General features: G+C 38.9%; 16 protein-coding genes. 15 read left to right on the top strand and 1 reads right to left on the bottom strand.

Going from position 1 to position 17,757, the window contains the following annotated elements; translation table 11 throughout:
- The first annotated feature begins 44 nt into the window (after positions 1–44).
- The 12 genes from EJ994_RS07485 to EJ994_RS07430 all read left to right on the top strand — a co-directional run bounded on the left by EJ994_RS07485 (position 45) and on the right by EJ994_RS07430 (position 13,061).
- Positions 45–974 (top strand): dihydrodipicolinate synthase family protein, encoded by a 930-nt coding sequence (locus EJ994_RS07485; RefSeq protein ID WP_126591885.1) that lies wholly within the window; start codon positions 45–47, stop codon positions 972–974.
- A 94-nt stretch (positions 975–1,068) separates the two neighbouring features.
- Complete coding sequence (locus EJ994_RS07480) at positions 1,069–2,652, top strand: aldehyde dehydrogenase (NADP(+)) (RefSeq protein ID WP_126591884.1); 1,584 nt, start codon at positions 1,069–1,071, stop codon at positions 2,650–2,652.
- A gap of 1 nt (position 2,653) precedes the next feature.
- A complete protein-coding gene (locus EJ994_RS07475) occupies positions 2,654–4,384 on the top strand; it encodes a DUF885 domain-containing protein (protein WP_410504173.1) in 1,731 nt (576 codons plus the stop codon).
- Between the two features lie 6 nt (positions 4,385–4,390).
- Entirely contained in the window at positions 4,391–5,398 is a 1,008-nt protein-coding gene (locus tag EJ994_RS07470) for a 4-hydroxyproline epimerase (protein ID WP_126591883.1), read from the top strand.
- 2 nt (positions 5,399–5,400) lie between these two features.
- On the top strand, positions 5,401–6,654 hold the full coding sequence (locus EJ994_RS07465) for an NAD(P)/FAD-dependent oxidoreductase (protein WP_126591882.1): 1,254 nt from the start codon (positions 5,401–5,403) through the stop codon (positions 6,652–6,654).
- 176 nt (positions 6,655–6,830) lie between these two features.
- Positions 6,831–7,232 carry a response regulator gene (locus tag EJ994_RS07460; RefSeq protein ID WP_099573912.1) on the top strand — a complete coding sequence of 134 codons (402 nt, stop codon included), beginning with the start codon at positions 6,831–6,833 and terminating at the stop codon, positions 7,230–7,232.
- Positions 7,233–7,308: 76 nt separating this feature from the next.
- On the top strand, positions 7,309–7,851 hold the full coding sequence (locus tag EJ994_RS07455; protein WP_126591881.1) for a heme NO-binding domain-containing protein: 543 nt from the start codon (positions 7,309–7,311) through the stop codon (positions 7,849–7,851).
- Positions 7,844–9,838, top strand: coding sequence for a PAS domain-containing sensor histidine kinase (locus EJ994_RS07450; RefSeq protein WP_126591880.1), 1,995 nt, complete (start codon positions 7,844–7,846; stop codon positions 9,836–9,838). The genes EJ994_RS07455 and EJ994_RS07450 overlap by 8 nt, the downstream gene beginning before the upstream one ends.
- Positions 9,835–10,965 carry an FIST signal transduction protein gene (locus EJ994_RS07445; protein WP_126591879.1) on the top strand — a complete coding sequence of 377 codons (1,131 nt, stop codon included), beginning with the start codon at positions 9,835–9,837 and terminating at the stop codon, positions 10,963–10,965. The genes EJ994_RS07450 and EJ994_RS07445 overlap by 4 nt, the downstream gene beginning before the upstream one ends.
- Positions 10,965–12,041 (top strand): sensor histidine kinase, encoded by a 1,077-nt coding sequence (locus EJ994_RS07440; protein WP_126591878.1) that lies wholly within the window; start codon positions 10,965–10,967, stop codon positions 12,039–12,041. The genes EJ994_RS07445 and EJ994_RS07440 overlap by 1 nt, the downstream gene beginning before the upstream one ends.
- Positions 12,028–12,345, top strand: a complete 318-nt coding sequence (locus EJ994_RS07435; RefSeq protein ID WP_241240878.1) for an Hpt domain-containing protein — start codon at positions 12,028–12,030, stop codon at positions 12,343–12,345. The genes EJ994_RS07440 and EJ994_RS07435 overlap by 14 nt, the downstream gene beginning before the upstream one ends.
- 2 nt (positions 12,346–12,347) lie before the next feature.
- Positions 12,348–13,061, top strand: a complete 714-nt coding sequence (locus EJ994_RS07430) for a LytR/AlgR family response regulator transcription factor (RefSeq protein ID WP_126591877.1) — start codon at positions 12,348–12,350, stop codon at positions 13,059–13,061.
- Positions 13,062–13,073: 12 nt separating this feature from the next.
- Here EJ994_RS07430 and EJ994_RS07425 read toward each other — a convergent pair whose 3' ends face one another.
- Positions 13,074–15,134, bottom strand: coding sequence for a tetratricopeptide repeat protein (locus EJ994_RS07425; RefSeq protein WP_126591876.1), 2,061 nt, complete (start codon positions 15,132–15,134; stop codon positions 13,074–13,076).
- A 221-nt stretch (positions 15,135–15,355) separates the two neighbouring features.
- Between EJ994_RS07425 and EJ994_RS07420 the strand changes: the two genes are divergently transcribed.
- From EJ994_RS07420 to EJ994_RS07410, 3 genes are all read left to right on the top strand, one after another.
- Entirely contained in the window at positions 15,356–15,997 is a 642-nt protein-coding gene (locus EJ994_RS07420; RefSeq protein ID WP_099573919.1) for a hypothetical protein, read from the top strand.
- 187 nt (positions 15,998–16,184) lie between these two features.
- Positions 16,185–16,487 carry an STAS domain-containing protein gene (locus EJ994_RS07415; protein ID WP_164721437.1) on the top strand — a complete coding sequence of 101 codons (303 nt, stop codon included), beginning with the start codon at positions 16,185–16,187 and terminating at the stop codon, positions 16,485–16,487.
- The gene (locus tag EJ994_RS07410; RefSeq protein ID WP_126591874.1) at positions 16,474–17,757 is read left to right on the top strand and encodes a sugar isomerase; all 1,284 of its coding nucleotides are present in this window, start codon (positions 16,474–16,476) and stop codon (positions 17,755–17,757) included. The genes EJ994_RS07415 and EJ994_RS07410 overlap by 14 nt, the downstream gene beginning before the upstream one ends.

Raw genomic sequence — 17,757 nt, 5'->3', positions numbered from 1 at the left:
AGATGCTATGGTTTCTATTTTTGTGGAAAATTAAATTATTACATATGAGTGTTCAATGGAAAGGGGTAATGCCCGCTGTAACGACAAAGTTCAAAGAAGATGATACTTTGGATATGGAGATGTTCGAAGTAAACATAAAAGCGCAACTAGAAGCTGGCGTTTCTGGAATTATCCTCGGTGGAACGCTGGGAGAGGCAAGTACGCTAACGTACGAGGAGAAGCGGACGCTAATTATAGAAACGGTTAAGATGGTAAAGGGTGCGGTTCCCGTAATCATCAATATAGCTGAGCAAACGACTAAGGGTGCCATACATGCAGCAAAGGTAGCTGAGGAATGTGGGGCAAAGGGTCTAATGATGTTACCCCCAATGCGGTACAAGGCCAACGATTATGAAACCGTAACTTATTTTAAAACGGTTGCTAATAGTACTTCGTTACCCATTATGATATACAATAACCCCGTAGATTATGGTATTGAGGTTACATTGGATATGTTCGATGAACTTATGGAGTGTAGTAATATCCAAGCAGTGAAGGAATCTACAAGGGATATTTCTAACGTTACGCGTATCAAAGCTAGATTTGGAGATAGGTTAAAAGTGCTTACAGGAGTAGATACTCTAGGTTTAGAAAGTATTCTTATGGGTGCGGACGGCTGGGTGGCTGGTTTGGTATGTGCGTTTCCGGCGGAAACCTGTGCTATTTTTGAACTGGCAAAAGCTGGAAAACGGGAAGAAGCACTTGAAATTTACCGTTGGTTCTTGCCTTTATTGGAGTTGGATATTAATCCCCAGTTGGTTCAGAATATTAAAATGGCAGAGGTTGCCACAGGAATAGGAACCGAAAGGGTAAGGGCACCAAGGCTTCCATTAATAGGTGCGGAGAGAACACGCGTAGAAGTAGTAATTGCCAAAGGAATGGCTTCAAGACCTACCCTGCCAGCGTACAAGGAATTGAATATGGTACATAATTAATCCTACCATTTCATAAAATTTGAAAAGAAGCACTGGAACGCGTATTGTTTCGTTCAGTGTTTCTTATTTTTAATAGTAAACTATAGCACATACAATGATTACAGGCGGAAACTATATCGGAGATGAAATCTCTAAACAAGGCACACATACTTATCAAACATTTAATCCAAAGTTAAATCTGCCTACACCATGGACTTTTCATGAAGCTACAGCCCAAGAGGTAAAGGCAGCTTGTGATTTGGCAGCGGAGGCTTTTGTCACCTATGGAAAGTGTACCGGTTCGGAGAAAGCGAAATTTTTGAGACAAATCGCCTTAGAGATTGAAGCGTTGGGGGATACATTGATTTCCACTTACATGCAGGAATCGGGTCTACCTGAAGGAAGAGCTAACGGAGAAAGGGGAAGAACCCTAGGCCAATTAAATGCGTTTGCCGATTTGTTGGAGGAAGGTTCTTGGGTAGAAGCAACAATAGATACCGCAAAACCGGATAGGCAACCCATTCCTAAAGTAGACCTAAGGAAAATGCTAATGCCCATTGGACCTATAGCTGTTTTTGGTTCTAGTAATTTTCCTTTGGCTTTTTCTACTGCGGGAGGAGATGCTGCCAGCGCCTTAGCAGCTGGTTGCCCGGTCATCGTCAAAAGTCACCCTATGCACTCCGGTACGGGAGAGCTAGTGGCTTCGGCTATTACCACGGCTATTGAAAAGACGGGAATGCCAAAAGGTGTTTTTTCGAATTTGAACAGTAGTGGTATAGCGGTCGGGGAGCAACTGGTAATGAACGATAAAATTAAGGGTGTCGGTTTTACGGGCAGTATTAAAGGGGGGACAGCTATTTATAAACTAGCAAATGGCCGTGAGGAACCTATTCCCGTATTTGCTGAAATGGGTAGCGTAAATCCAGTTATAGTACTGCCGAGCGCTTTGGAAGAACAGGGTGAAGATTGGGCTAAAAAATATGCCGGTTCCATTTTACTGGGTGCCGGGCAGTTTTGTACAAACCCCGGTCTGATTCTTGCCATAAAGAGTACTGCTTTAGATGGTTTTATTTCCACCTTGGGAGCGGAAATTAGTAAAGCCGAACCTATTTGTATGCTACACCCAAAGATTCATGAGAATTTTGAGAACGGCAAAGATGAAATGAGCCGTCAAGACACGGTAGATGTTGTCGCCGCATACGAAGAAAGCGCACCACCAAACTTTGCGAAACAGAAAGTATTGACCGTGAACGGGTCTGATTTTTTACGGAACACAAAATTGCATCAAGAAGTATTTGGTCCGTTTTCTATTGTGGTGCGTTGTGAGGATACAGAAGAATTGGAGGCTATTATTAAAAAGTTGGATGGGCAACTTACAGGAACCGTTTTGGGAAGTACAGTAGAATTGAATACTTACAACAGTGTTATAGATAGTTTACAGAATAGGGTTGGAAGGATAATTTTTAACGGTGTGCCTACCGGAGTAGAAGTATGCCCCTCAATGCAACACGGAGGTCCTTTTCCCGCGACTACGGACAGTCGTTTTACTTCTGTAGGGACTTCTTCCATAAAGAGATGGGTGCGCCCAGTGGCATATCAAAGTTGGCCGCAAAATATGTTACCAAAAGAACTACAGAATACGAACCCATTGAACGTAGTACGCATAGTAAACGGTTTGCATACCTCTAACAAAATCTAATATGTGTACGATTAATAGAATTATTGGTCTGTTTTTTTTCTGTTTTGTCTTTAAGGGGATGGTGACGGTATCCGCCCAACAGAATGCTTCGGAAGAATTAAAAAATATTATTCAGATCGTAGAGGGCTATGAGGCGTATGATAGCAAGGCGTATCCCTTGGGAAGATTTCAAGAAAAACTGAAAAAGCAAGAGTCTGATTTCGCTCAATCTCAATTGGTGGAATTAAAGAAACTCAATAGTTCAGAGTTGTCCGAAACGGAGCAAATTTCTGCGGAACTAATGCGTTTTCGTTTACAAAATACGGTTGATGAATACACCTATAAGATGCACCTGAACCCCATACAGGCGGACCAGGGATTCCATTTGAATCTCAACTATAGAATCAAACCCATATTATCCCATACCGATGCTAAACGCTACTTAAATGTTTTAAATGCCATACCTGCTTTTGTAAGTGAACATCTTGTAGTGTTAAAAAAAGGTTTGGACGAGGGACTTTCACAACCAAAAATTATTTTCAACGGATACGAAAGTACCTACGATGTTCATATCGTGGCCGATTATGCACAAAGCGGTTTCTATGACCCTTTTACTGCATTACCATCATCGATGACGAAAGCACAAAAAGATTCTGTACTTAATGCAGCGCAGATTGCCATAGAAAATAGTGTGGTGCCTTCGTTTAAAAAAATAAAGCGATTCTTCGAGGAAGAATATATTCCTAGAACAAGAACTGCTTTGGGTGTATCCGAGACCCCTAACGGTAAAGAGTTTTACCAGAACCGAATCAATTATTATACGACCACAGAACAGTATAGTGCTGACGATATTCATGAGATTGGACTCAATGAAGTGGCCAGAATACGTTCAGAGATGAAAGAGATCATTGAGCGCGTTGGTTTTGAGGGTAGCTTTTCTGATTTTTTGAGCTTTTTAAGAACCGATGACCAGTTTTATGCATCTACGGGAGAAGAGCTGCTCATGCATGCCAGGGATATTGCCAAACGTATAGACGCAGAACTTCCCAAGTTCTTCAAGACCCTTCCTAGGAGACCTTATGGGGTAATCAAAGTTCCAGACGCCATTGCTCCTAAATATACCGGGGGTCGTTATTCGGGACCGTCCTCAGAAACCCAACCGGGATATTATTTGGTAAACACCTACAAGTTACAAAGTAGGCCCTTATACACTTTACCATCCCTAACGGCACATGAAGCCGTTCCGGGACATCATCTACAGGGAAGTCTTAATAGAGAGCTTGGAGATAGTATCCCACAATTTAGAAAAAACATGTACCTCTCTGCTTATGGCGAAGGTTGGGCATTGTATACAGAGTTTTTGGGTAATGAATTGGGTATCTACACTACACCGTACGAAGAGTTTGGCAAGCTTACTTATGAAATGTGGCGTGCGTGCAGATTGGTGGTAGACACGGGAATCCATGCCAAGGGATGGTCACGCGAAAGAGTTTTGGATTATATGTTATCCAATACAGCACTTTCTGAACATGAGGTAGGCACGGAGACCGATCGCTATATTGCTTGGCCGGGTCAAGCTATTTCTTATAAAATTGGAGAATTAAAAATAAGGGAATTACGTAAAAAAGCAGAAGCGGAACTGGGAAGTAAATTTGATATTAGGCAGTTTCACGAAATTATTTTAGAACAGGGGACCGTTACGCTTCCTATTCTTGAGAGAAGAATTAATAACTATATCGCTGCCAGTAAATAGATACTTATGTCCAAAAATACTTTCGTTTGTATCGACGCGCATACCTGTGGTAATCCAGTGCGGGTTATCAAAGAAGGAGGTCCAGAACTTATTGGGGCAAATATGAGCCAAAAGCGTCAACATTTTTTGAAGGATTACGACTGGATACGAAAAGGATTAATGTTCGAGCCCCGTGGACATGATATGATGAGTGGTAGTATTTTTTATCCACCTTCAGACCCTAATAACGATTTCGGTATTCTTTTTATAGAAACAAGCGGCTGTTTGCCCATGTGCGGACACGGAACAATTGGTGCCATAACCATAGGTATAGAAGAGGGACTTTTGAAACCAAAAGTGCCGGGAGAGGTGCGGATGGAAACTCCCGCCGGCTTGGTGAAAATACAATACCAGCAAACTGGTGATAAGGTAGATTGGGTAAAATTAACCAATGTAAAATCGTACCTAGCCGCAACGGAGTTAACCATTAATTCTTCCTACTTGGGAGAATTGACATTTGATGTTTCCTACGGGGGCAATTTCTACGCTATTGTGGACCCACAAAAGAATTTTAGTGGCATACAGGATTTTTCAGCAAGTAAGTTAATTCAATTTAGTCAAGAGATTCGTGATAAAATCAATTTAGAATATCCAGATACGTTCATTCATCCGGAAGATGAGACCATAAGAAATGTAAGTCATATGCTATGGACAGGCGAAACCATTTCTCCTAAAGCTACCGCTAGAAATGCCGTTTTTTATGGTGATAAAGCTATTGACCGGTCTCCTTGTGGAACAGGAACATCTGCGCGTATGGCGCAGTGGCATGCCAAAGGTAAATTACGACGTGGGGAAGATTTTATTCACGAAAGTTTTATCGGGTCCCAATTCATTGGGCGTGTAGAAGAAGAGACAGTTCTTGGGAACATGCCGGCGATAATTCCCAGTATAAAAGGTTGGGCTAAAATATACGGACAGAACACCATAACTATTGATGAGGACGACCCCTATGCACATGGGTTTCAAGTATTATAAAAATGAGTAAAAATATTGTAATTATAGGAGGTGGAATCGTGGGCCTCAGTTCTGCCTACTATTTGCACAAAGCGGGGCATGAAGTAACGGTTATCGATAAATCGGATATTACCTCCGGAGCCTCTTTTGTTAATGCGGGTTACATTACTCCGAGCCATATTATTCCGTTAGCTTCGCCCGGCATGATTGCGACTGGGATTAAAATGATGTTTAATTCTGCAAGTCCGTTTTATATGAAACCTAGACTGGATAAAGATTTTTTGCAGTGGTCTTGGTATTTTCATAAATCTTCCACAAATGCTAAAGTAGAAAAGGCAATACCCTTGATAAAGGAAATCAATATCATTAGTAGGGAGTTGTATGCAGATATAAAGCAATCAGGAGATTTAGGAACTTTTCAACTAGAACGGAAAGGACTGTTGATGCTGTATAAAACCGAGAAGTCCTATTTACACGAGGCTGAGGTTGCTAAAAAAGCAAGTTTTCTGGGCTTGGAAGTAAATGAACTCAATAAAGAAGAATTACAAAATATAGAACCGAATATAAGAATAGATGCACTGGGTGCCATTCATTATGAATGTGACGGACACACCACGCCGACGGAGTTTATGCCAAAAATGCTCAACTATTTGAAGAAACAGGGAGTTAAGGTCAAAACCAATGAAGAAGTTGAGGATATTGTACTCAAGAATCAAAGAATAACCGGACTTAGAACGGACAAGGATGTCTACGAAGCCGACGATGTCGTAATGGCCGCAGGATCATGGAGTGGAGAACTTTCCAAAAAATTGAAAATCAATTTACCCTTACAGGCCGGGAAAGGCTATCGTATAAATGTTGAAAGAGAAACGGGGATATCTTTACCGGCCATACTTATGGAGGCCAAGATGGCCGTGACACCTATGAATGGTTTTACACGTTTCGCCGGCACCATGGAATTTTCGGGAATTAATAATATTATCAGGAAGGAGCGAGTACTGGCCATAGCAAAAGGGGCCAAAACTTTTTATCCCGAATTGGAGATTCAAAAAGAGGAAATTGAAAATGCCTCAACGGGTATGAGACCGGTATCACCTGACGGTCTCCCGTACATCGGAAAATCTAAAACGGTGAAGAATTTGACTTTTGCCACGGGTCACGCCATGATGGGTTGGAGTTTAGGCCCCGCCACAGGGAAACTTATTTCCGAAATTATCGACGAACAAAAACTGTCTATGAGTATCGATGCCTTCGCTCCCGACCGTAAATTTGTCTAATTACAAATGTTAAGGAATAAATTTGGCACAGAACTATTGCAACGATTCTGAATATTAGCTGGTTTTTTAAACTTTAGTTAATTACCATTCACCGACAGTAAAGCGTCATTGGGCTACACTTCTATTTTTAGTAGCTGTGAAAACAGGAACTTTAACCTCTTATAAAAAATAGAATTATGGATATTTTGCTTATTGAGGATGATACAATTGAGGTAATGAAATTAGAGCGAACGCTTTCTAAGCTAGAAACAAAACATAATATTGTTAAAGCAACGAATGGCGAAGAGGCATTGGCACTTTTAAAATCCGGAAATAAATTACCGGATATTATTCTTCTAGATTTGAATATGCCAAGAATGAGTGGAACAGAATTCTTGGAAATTCTCAAGGCAGATGACATCTTAAAATACCTACCTACCATCATACTCACAACTTCAGAGAATAGGGCGGATTTACTAAAATGTTACCAAATTGGTGTAGCTGGTTATATTATAAAACCTTTAAAATATGCTGATTACGAATCAAAAATGAAAAAAGTCTTGGCGTATTGGAGTGTTAACCAATTAGTCAAAGGCTAATTAAAAAGTTGATTTCACAACATTATTTTTTTGATAGGTAATACTTTTCTTACTTTTAAATCTTTAATTTTAATTTATGAAAGGTATAATTTTTACGGAATTTTTGGAAATGGTAGAGTCCAAATTTGGACTAGAAACGGTGGATACCATCATTGAGGGGGCAGACTTACCCTCTCAAGGCATTTACACCTCTGTAGGTACTTACGATTTCAATGAGATGGTTAGTCTTATTACGGAACTTAGTAAGGACACGGATATACCCTTAGGGGATTTGATTTATGCTTTTGGACATTATCTTTTTGCAGGTCTGGGAGCAGCTCATCCAGAGGTCATACAAAGTTATAATTCGCCTTTGGCTTTGTTGTATTCTATCGAAGACCATATACATGTGCATGTCCAGAAACTTTATCCGGATGCAGAATTGCCAACGTTCAAAATTTTGGAAAAAACAGATGACACCCTATCCATGATTTATTCCTCTTCCAGAGGTTTGTATAGGCTTGCACACGGTCTAATAGAAAAATCATTCGAGCATTTTAATGAAAGTGCCACCGTAGTCTATGAACTATTGAAAGAGGATGGCTCCGAAGTTAAATTTCACATTACACAGCATGGATAGCAAAGAAGTTCAATTGCTAAAACGCGCTTTGGACCGACAGAAAAAGGCTCGTATTCAGGCTGAAAAAATACTTGAACAAAAGTCCAAAGAGCTTTACGATACTACCTATCATTTAAAAGAAGCTAACGCTAAACTAGAGAATTTACTGAATGAAAAAACATCGGAATTAGATGGTGTTTTCGTAAATATCATTGACCCTTATGTGGTCATGGACCTTCATTTTAATGTTATTAATATGAACGTCTCCGCCAAGGATTTCTTAGGATACGATCATGGTGTGGAAGATTTAAACTTATCGCAGTTGGTTCACAAGGATTTTATGGCCTATACCGCTGAATCCATGAAATCTTTAATGGAAATAGGTATTCTTAAAAATTATAGGGCCAAAATTATAGTCAAGGATGGTAGTACAAAATGGGTTCAAATTAATGCTAGTCTCATTTATGACATCCATAAAAAGCCCATTGCAGCTCAAGGAATTCTAAGGGATATCACCCAGGAAATGGAAATAAAACAATTGCTGTCAGAACAAAAAAGACAGTTGGATATTATTGTCGAGAATTCTCCTCTCGGTATTGTACTTACGGATAATGGTAAAATTATAAAGGCCAATGCTACCACTACAAGTCTACTGGGGTTCAACGAATTAGAGCTTAAAACAATGCACGTTAAAGATATCTCTGCCGCAGAAAACGCGGAAGAAAGTCTAGAGCTCGTAAAGAAAATGAATGCTGGAGAACTAGAGAAATTTTCAGTGGTGAAGAAATATCGTAAAAAGAACGGGTCAGAGCTACTTGCCAAAACCTTAGTAAGTGCGGTAAAGAATAGTGCAGGAGAAACAGATTATCAAGTAGCTTTAATTGAGGATATTACCAAGCAAAGGGAAGCAGAGGACCGTTTGAACGTGGAGCGGGAGAAGTATAGCAGCATAATAGCCAATATGAACTTAGGTCTCATTGAGGTAGATAATGACGATGTTATCCAAATGGTCAACCAAAGTTTTACGGTCATGAGTGGTTTCCAAGAAAATGAGCTTGTGGGTAAAAAGGCTGCTCATGTTCTAAAGGTAAAAAACGATAATGTCATTCAGGAGAAAACAGCTAAAAGACTAGCTGGCTCATCAGATTCCTACGAAATTGAAGTCCTGAACAAAAATGGAGAAGTAAAGCACTGGTTAATAAGTGGTGCACCAAGGTATGATGCGGATAATAAAGTTATCGGGTCTATTGGTATCCATTTGGATATTACCAATCAAAAGTCTCTAGAATTACAAAAAGAGGTTTTATTGAAAGAATTAGAGAAAAGCAATAAGGGTTTACAAGAGTATGCTCATATTGTTTCCCATGACTTAAAATCTCCATTGCGAAGTATAAGTGCCTTAGCAACATGGATTCAAGAGGATTACAGTGATGTACTCGATGAGAACGGGCAGCAGAACCTTCAATTAATGCAAGAGAAGGTAGCAGCTATGGATAAATTGATACACGGCATATTGGAATACTCTACGGCAAACAGTTCTACGATGGACGTAGCCGAGGTAAATTTAAATGAAGTTGTAAAGGCGGTCGGTGATAGTATCTATATTCCTGAACACGTAAAGCTAACGGTGCCGGAAAAGCTACCTGTTATATTTGCCGACCGTACCAAAATACATCAACTGTTCCAGAATATAATCGGGAACGCTGTTGTACATATTGAAAGAAAAGAGGGTCTGGTTCAGGTCCTTTATTCTGAAACGGAAACGCATTGGGGTTTTTCCATTAAAGATAATGGTGTGGGTATACCTAAGGAGTATCATAAGAAGATTTTTGAGATTTTTCAATCTATTGGTGATAATGAAAGGTCAACAGGTATTGGATTGTCCATCGTAAAAAAAATAATAGATCGTTATGGTGGCGAAGTTTGGTTAGAAAGTGAAGTAGGAGTAGGTACGGAGTTCCATTTTACACTAGATAAAGACATTTGTTCCCTAAAACCAGTTAAATGAGAATAGTACAAGGAATTAAAAAAGGAGACGGTAATTTTGTATTGAACAGTGCCGAAAAATTAAGCGAGCCGCTGGTAATGGTCTTTGGTAACAGGTTTATGTTAGAAGATTCTTCGCTATATGATGAGGTAAAAAACTTATTCCCTAACGGACATATTGTGTTTGGTTCTACTTCTGGAGAGATAATTAATGAAGCCGTTGAAGAAAAGAGCATTGTTCTTACGGCCATCGCGTTTGAGAAAAGTAGTTTTATAGTGCATACCAAGAATGTTAAGGAATTTGATAACAATGACTTTAATTTGGGTCAGGCACTGATGAAAGAATTCCCCAAGGATAAGCTCAAATACTTCTTCCTGGTTTCAGAAGGCAGCACCGTAAATGGCAGTGCCCTAATTAACGGCTTTGAAACCGGCAAAGCAAAAAATATAGGTTTATCCGGAGGGTTATGTGGAGACGATGATCGATTTGAAAAAACGTTGGCCTCATATAATGAGAATCCTAAGGAGGGAGAAGTGGTAGCCGTTGCATTTTATGGCGACACCTTAGAAATATCCAGTGCCAATTTTGGAGGCTGGACCTCCTTTGGACCTGAACGCATCATAACCAAATCCAATAATAACGTTTTGTACGAGCTTGATGGTAAACCGGCATTGGACCTATACAAAAGATATTTAGGGGACAAGGCCAAAGAATTACCTAAATCTGCTCTTCTGTATCCGTTAAGCGTAATTACTACCGAAAATGAAGCCGCCATAGTGAGGACCATACTTAATATTGATGAAAATAATAATACCATGATCTTAGCCGGTGATGTGCCAGAAGGTTCTCGCGTACAATTAATGATGTCTACCGTAGATGATATTGCCAATGGCGCCAGAACTGCAGCGGAGCTAGCTATGAAAAACCGTAAGAATAAACCGGAACTTGCCATTTTAGTCAGTTGTGTAGGTAGAAAATTGGTTATGGACCAACGAACGGAGGAAGAGGTGGAGGAGGTTATATCCGTAATAGGTGATAATGCAGTTGTTTCAGGATTTTATTCTTATGGAGAAATGGCACCCTTTGAAGGTCAGGATAGCTGTAAGCTACATAACCAAACCATGACACTAACCCTATTTAGCGAATAATGTCATCACTTCTAAGAAGACAGTTACGAAAATATTTACCCGAGGATTTTAAGGACCATCCCGACCTACAAGTGTTTATGGATGCCGTAGGAAAATCATATGAGAACTATGACGAAAAACTTTCCATGATGCAACGGGCCACGGCCATTAGCTCAGAAGAGTTGTTTCTTGCAAATAGGGAATTGGAAAAGGAAGCGAAACGACAGAAAAATGTATTGTTGTCCTTAGAGCGGGCAGTAGAAAGTCTAAATGTAAATTTGGAGACTACAGATCCTAAGGACAAACAAAAAACTTTACCGGTAGATATTGAAAAACTGGCAAAACATGTTGGGCATTTGGCAACTGAAATAACTAGGGTTACCGAGGAGAAAAATACACTTCTAAAGGATTTGGCTGCACAGAACGATTCATTGAACAATTACGTAAAAATGGTTTCCCACGACTTAAAGTCTCCCATAAGAAACGTACACGCCTTAATGTCTTGGATTACTGAAGAGGAAAAGGAGAAGTTCTCTGAGGATAGTAAAAACAATTGTGCACTGGTCGCTGAAAATTTGACCAGAATGGATAATCTTATCAACGGTATTCTGCAACACGCTACGGTGGGGGATCATATGGAGAACAGAACAAATGTTGATATAAAAAACCTACTATCGGAAATTGTTGCTACTTCGCAAGTGCCTGAAAATATCAATTTTGAATTGGCCAATGACTTACCAGTTATATCAATTCAAAAATATTGGATAGAACAATTGTTCCGAAATTTAGTGTCGAATGCCATTGCAGCTACAGAAGATAAAAAGCCGGGTCTAATTAGTATTGATTTTATTCCCGATGAAATTTATTGGAAGTTTACCATTAGAGACAATGGCAAAGGAATTCCCGAAAAATATATGACCACAATTTTTGAGATGTTCACTAAGCTGGAAAGTAGCTCCAATGCTGCCGGTGTTGGCCTTTCTTTAGTGAAGAAAATTACGACTTTATTCCAAGGCGATGTTTGGCTGGAATCGGAACCAAATAAAGGAACTACATTTTACGTTACATTTAAAAAGGATTATCATGAGCAAGCCTAATTTGGATTATATTAAGGACCTGGCAGGAGATGATAAAGAATTTGAAAATCAATTTATACACATTTTGAAAACCGAATTCCCGTCTGAAAAGGTTATCTATGAAAAGGCTGTTCTGGAGGGGAACTTTCATGAAGCAGCTCAGATTGTCCATAAATTAAAGCATAAATTTAATATCTTGAGCATGACAGAGGCTTATACGTTGTCCGTTGCTTACGAAGAAGAGTTAAATGCTCAAAATATGGAAAAAGACAAAGAATTTCTCAAAGAGCTGTGTACCATTGAAACGTACCTCAAAACAATCTGAATATGACCTGTATTATTGTAGACGATGAGGCCGCTGCTAGAGCTATTGTTCATCAGCTGTGTTCCAAATATGAGGAATTAATTGTCCTAGATGAGTTTGATAATGCAATAGATGCCATAAAATTTTTGAATCAGCAAGATGTGGATGTGGTTTTCTTGGACATTCATATGCCTGGTTTCAGTGGTGTAGATTTTGTACAGACCTTAAAAAGCGCACCAAGAATAGTGTTGACCACATCAGATACTGAATTTGCGATTGAAGCGTATGAATATGAAGCCATAGTAGATTACTTGGTCAAACCAATAACACCACCACGCTTTGAAAAATCGCTTCAGAAAATAAAGAACGCTTTGGCAAGTAGTGTGGGAAAAGAAGAACAGGGCAGTTCTAATGAATCTAGTGCAGAGGAAGATCTTTATATTAATATAGATAGGCGGTTGATAAAACTAAAGCTGAAAGAGGTTTTGTTCGTAGAAGCGAAGGGAGACTATATAGATATTATTACCGAAGGTAAGACGTACCATGTACATACCACATTAAAGAAGATAAAAGAGAAGCTCCCGGAAAAGACCTTTTTACAGATACACCGATCTTACATCATCAATTTTACTAGGATTATAGACATTGAGGACAATAGTGTACTAATAGAAAAGAAAGTAATTCCGATAAGCAGGTCTAGTCGTCCTGAACTTATGAGGAGGTTAAACTTATTGTGACAGCTTCTTCCCTTATTTAGTTAGCTTATCGTAAAATAATGGTTTTTTGGTGAGTAACCATTTTAGCTTTATTCCTAATTCCGTGAATTCGAAACCTGCCGCGGTCGCCGATGCTATATTGCTGTATTTTCCATAAATACTTGTAATAAAACGTTTGGAAAACCGATGTTGAACATTTGCCTCGGCCCTGAAAATCGTGGTATTTGGGTCGGCTTCTACTTGTTGTATACCCGTTGCGGTACTGGCCATGTAAGAAGTCTTCTCGGAAATGGTACCCCTTACATCTGCAAAAATCTCTAGCGCTTGATATTTTTCCGGACTGAAATAAATTGTAGGTACTTGTTCCGCGAAGGTTATATATTGATAATTAACCCCCATTTTTAATGCCGGTTTTTTCATTAAGGTATAGTATAGGGAGGTAAAAAGCAGATTACGACTGTTAGCATCACTCTGTTGCGTATGGATAAGCTGGGTATACCAACCCAAATTAAAGTTCGTTCCAAGATTATAGTTAAGAGAGTAATTGTTAAGTACTATTTCACGCTCAATTAGGTCAGCATTAAAATTTTGAACTTCACGTTGGTAACCCACTTCTAGATTCTGCATTTTAAAGGGTTCCGTAGCTAATTTAATATCCAAGACGGGTTGTGTATAAGCGTCATCCATAAATTGCGAGTTATTCAAACCTAGGATGCTTTTGAGCATTACTTTAGGGAATAATTTGTAGTGTAGACCTGCAACGAGTACATGTGAATTGGCCTTATTACCTGTAACCGTGTTTTCGGTTGTTCTATACAGGTACGAAAGGGTAGTGCGGAATTTTGTTGACAAGGGAACGTCCACCGTAGTGTTGGTGAAAAAAGCATTATTATTACCATTATCGAAGGTGTAAGCGGCATGTTCCTCAACGGTAGGCGTGTGTATGGTATTGAGTTTTACAATAAAGCCGGTAGCATCCTTTTGATTTTCATAAATTTCCAATGTCTTAAAGGCAGCCTGGTAAGCGGGTACAATGCGATCGGCTGCAAAAAGGGCATTAGCAATGCCTAGGTTACCGTCAAAGGAGTTCTTGTCATTCGCTAAGATTTCGGAATAACTGTTAACACTTGTCTTGGCATCTCCAGTATACAGTCCAAGAGTTGCCTTTAAAGCTAAAATCCAATTCCTATTTGGATTTTCCAACGCTAAACTATCTATAAGTCTTCTGGCTTTGACGAATTTTTGGTTCCAAATCAATGCTTGAACATAACGGTCGTAGGTTTGTTCCACAAGTGGAGTATTGTTGATTCTCTTGACTTTGGATTTCGCCAGCGTTGCTAGTTTCAAAGCTTCTTTATCCCTTTCGCCTATATGTTCTGCCAGTGCTATACCATTTAGGGCTGTTATAGAATCTTTTGGTGTTGTGGCATATCTCTTATAAATGCCCTTTGCATTGGATACTTCTTTGGTAATGAGATATAAGTTGGCCAAGTTCGATAAAGCATCTTTGTCCTCAGGAAAATCATTGAATATCTGTTTTAGAAGCTGCTCGCCTTTCTTGTACTGTTGATTGTTCACAAATTTGTTCGCATAGCCCAAGCGCATATATTTTCTAGAAACTTTGGCATTTTCGCTATCTGGCTGTAGAAGTAATGCTTTCTCTACCCAAATAAGGGCCTCCTCATATTCTTTTAAATTACTCAAGGTATTTGCATAGCCTAGAACTGCACCAAAATTTTCTGGATAATCACTTACCAAAGCCTTATAAAGTGGTTTGGCAGTAGTATAGTCTTTTGCCCATAAATAGGATTCGTTATAATTGATACGTACTTCAAAATCCTTGGGAAAGTTTTCTAACATTTTGGAGAATAATAGGGTCGCTTTCTTTGGTTCGCCACTTAGCCCCACCGCACGGCCGTAACATAGCTGTGCTGTTTTATTTTTCGGATTCGATTCTAGGTATGTTCTGAAAAAATATTCGGCTTCTTCAAAATTGCCATTTTCCAAAAGTTCAAAGCCGGGTTGCATAGAATTTTGTGCAGATGCAAAAGATGTTACGAGGATAAAAAAGAGGTATAGAAAATATCTGTTCATTAATAGTAGGATTATTACTACAAAAATATAACGCTTATATCATGTATTTATTAGTGCTACGTTGTTTTTGTAAAGTTAGAGGCAATACATGAGTACCGGAAGTACGATAACTACCACTCATCTACAGAAATCTTCCATCTACCTATAAGGAACATTTTCGGAAGAACATTACTTGGATATTTGTATGAGAATTGAACATAAACATCTTTAAAACCATACAAATGACAACCATAAAATCATTACTAACGAAAGTTCCCCCGGAACGGTTGTACTTAGGTAGTATGCTTCTTCTATTTGGAAGCTACTACCTTTACAACCAAATTTCCGCTTGGATAATTGGAAGTTACCTAGAAGGTACCGATACCCAACTGTTCAAAGCACTAATACTAACCGGTGGTATTGTCTGCAAGTTAACTTGGTCCGCAGTGTTACTGGTATCGCTGTATGCTTTGATGGAGCGCAAGGAGCCAAGCTATACAAGTACTATTATCAACAATTTTGTACGTTGTAGTCTAGTCATGTGGGCTGCCGTACTCCTTTTTAGTGTTATACGGCCAGAGCTACTCATTACTAAATTAACCGATGAGAGCTTCCTCTTTATTGCGCCGTACCTATGGAAGTACGTATTGGCCGTATTCTTGTTTACAATATCTAACGTTATTAGCTACTACTTTGTCCTGCTAAAGGAATATACACCTATAGTATTTTCCCTAATTATCAGCCTTTTTCAAATAAGTATGCTGTTCTTTTTCCACAATGGTCTCAGCATTGTTGTTCACGTACAGGTGATGTCAATGATTACTTTGTTCGTATTACAGGTACTGTACTTTGAATTTAGTACTACAAATAAAATTCTCACTTAGGTAGGCACTCATACGTAGTTCTTAAAAATCCTTTAAATATTGATATTAGAAAATAGGTTTCAGGGGAAGTATTGGTCTGGAAAATACAGAATAAATTATTTTTTTAATAAATATATGAAAATTCTTACAATATTAAATGAAAATTAACATTATAGTATTATTGATAAAGAATAAACCAAACAAAATTATGGCTACAGAAATAAAAGAAATCAACGGAATGTTTCAAATAGTAGGGAGTATCACTTCGGCTAACTGTCATGCCATAAAAAGTCATTTAGAAAGTACCCTAGTTACTGGTAAGGACCTTTTATTAAGTATAGAAAAGGTGATTTCCATTGATGCTAGTGGAGCTTTTATGCTAGAAGCACTTTACAAAAAAGCGGGTTTGGAAAATCTTGTGATTTCCATATTCGGTCTCGAGAACGATGATATACAGGAAGTGATGTCTACTACTAAAACAAGATATATTCTAAGCAATGACCGTGTATAGACTAATACAAAAGAAGGTTTCACCAGAGCAAATATTTATGCTCAGTGTACTTCTTGTAAATGGAGGCAATTATCTCTATAATCTTCTTTTAGGAAGATTGTTGGGCCCTGAGGTGTTTGCAGAAGCAGCTCTGTTAGTTACACTTTTGCTGGTGTTATCTTTTATAGGAATGACCTTTCAGTTGGCTGCGGCCAAATTTGCCGTCTTGTTAGAGGATACACAATGGTCCCGTTTTCGTTTCAAGATATACAAGGGTGCGCTCTTGGGAGGTTGTATTGCTATGCTTTTGTTAATAGTCTTTGCCCCTAGCTTACAGAATCTATTTCTGACAAAGTCTTCCAATATGTTCATCGTCTTTGCCATTGGAATACCTGTTTACTTTTTTATGAGTGTAAATAGGGGTATCTATCAGGGAAAAATGGCCTTTAAAAAATTGTCCACTACCTATCAAACAGAAATGTGGAGCAGGCTTGGTATTACTCTTTTATTGCTTTGGGCCCTACCTTTGGACCCTGCTACTGTGGTAGCATTGGGTATAGTCATATCCTTGTTTTTCGGGATGTTGCCCACAGATTCGAAAAATTTTAGATTTAATAAGTCCGCTAGGTTGACTGACGCTAATACAAAGCTGGTATCTACCTTTATAGTACTCACGGCTTGTTATGAGGGGACCCAAATTATAATCAACAACAGCGACATCTTAATGGTAAAACACTATTTTGATGCTAAGCAGGCCGGGCTATACGCTTCCTTGGCATTAATAGGAAGAGTGGTGTACTTCATCGCTTGGATGTTCGTCATGATTTTATTGCCAACCGTAGTGCAACGTAAAAAAGATGGCTTGTCCACAGCTCCCGTATTGTTCAAATATGTTTCGATTATTGGGATACTTTCTGCACTTATAGTCAGTGCCTGTTGGATGTTTCCGGAGCTTATCGTACAACTCATGTTCGGTGGGGATTACCTTGCTATTTCAGGTCTACTATGGAAATATGCCACAGCTACCTCACTCTTTGCAATCTCAAATATTTTTGCCTATTACTATCTGTCATTGGACCATTATGTACCTGTAATCATATCCGGAATCTTAGGTTTTCTGCAAATAGCACTCATTACAATATACCATGATAATCTAGAGCAAGTAGTCATGGTACAGATTATAGCTATGGCTATTCTATTACTATTTCAGCTTGTTTACTTCGTCTATAAAAACAATAAGAACAAAAAAGAGCTTTTTAAAGCTGACACTAACCCTATCCAAAATAATTAA

This window comes from Maribacter sp. MJ134 (genome assembly GCF_003970695.1).
In the GTDB taxonomy this organism is placed as follows: domain Bacteria; phylum Bacteroidota; class Bacteroidia; order Flavobacteriales; family Flavobacteriaceae; genus Maribacter.
The sequence above is the reverse complement of the archived record's forward strand: the minus strand, read 5'-3'. Positions and strand labels throughout refer to the sequence as shown.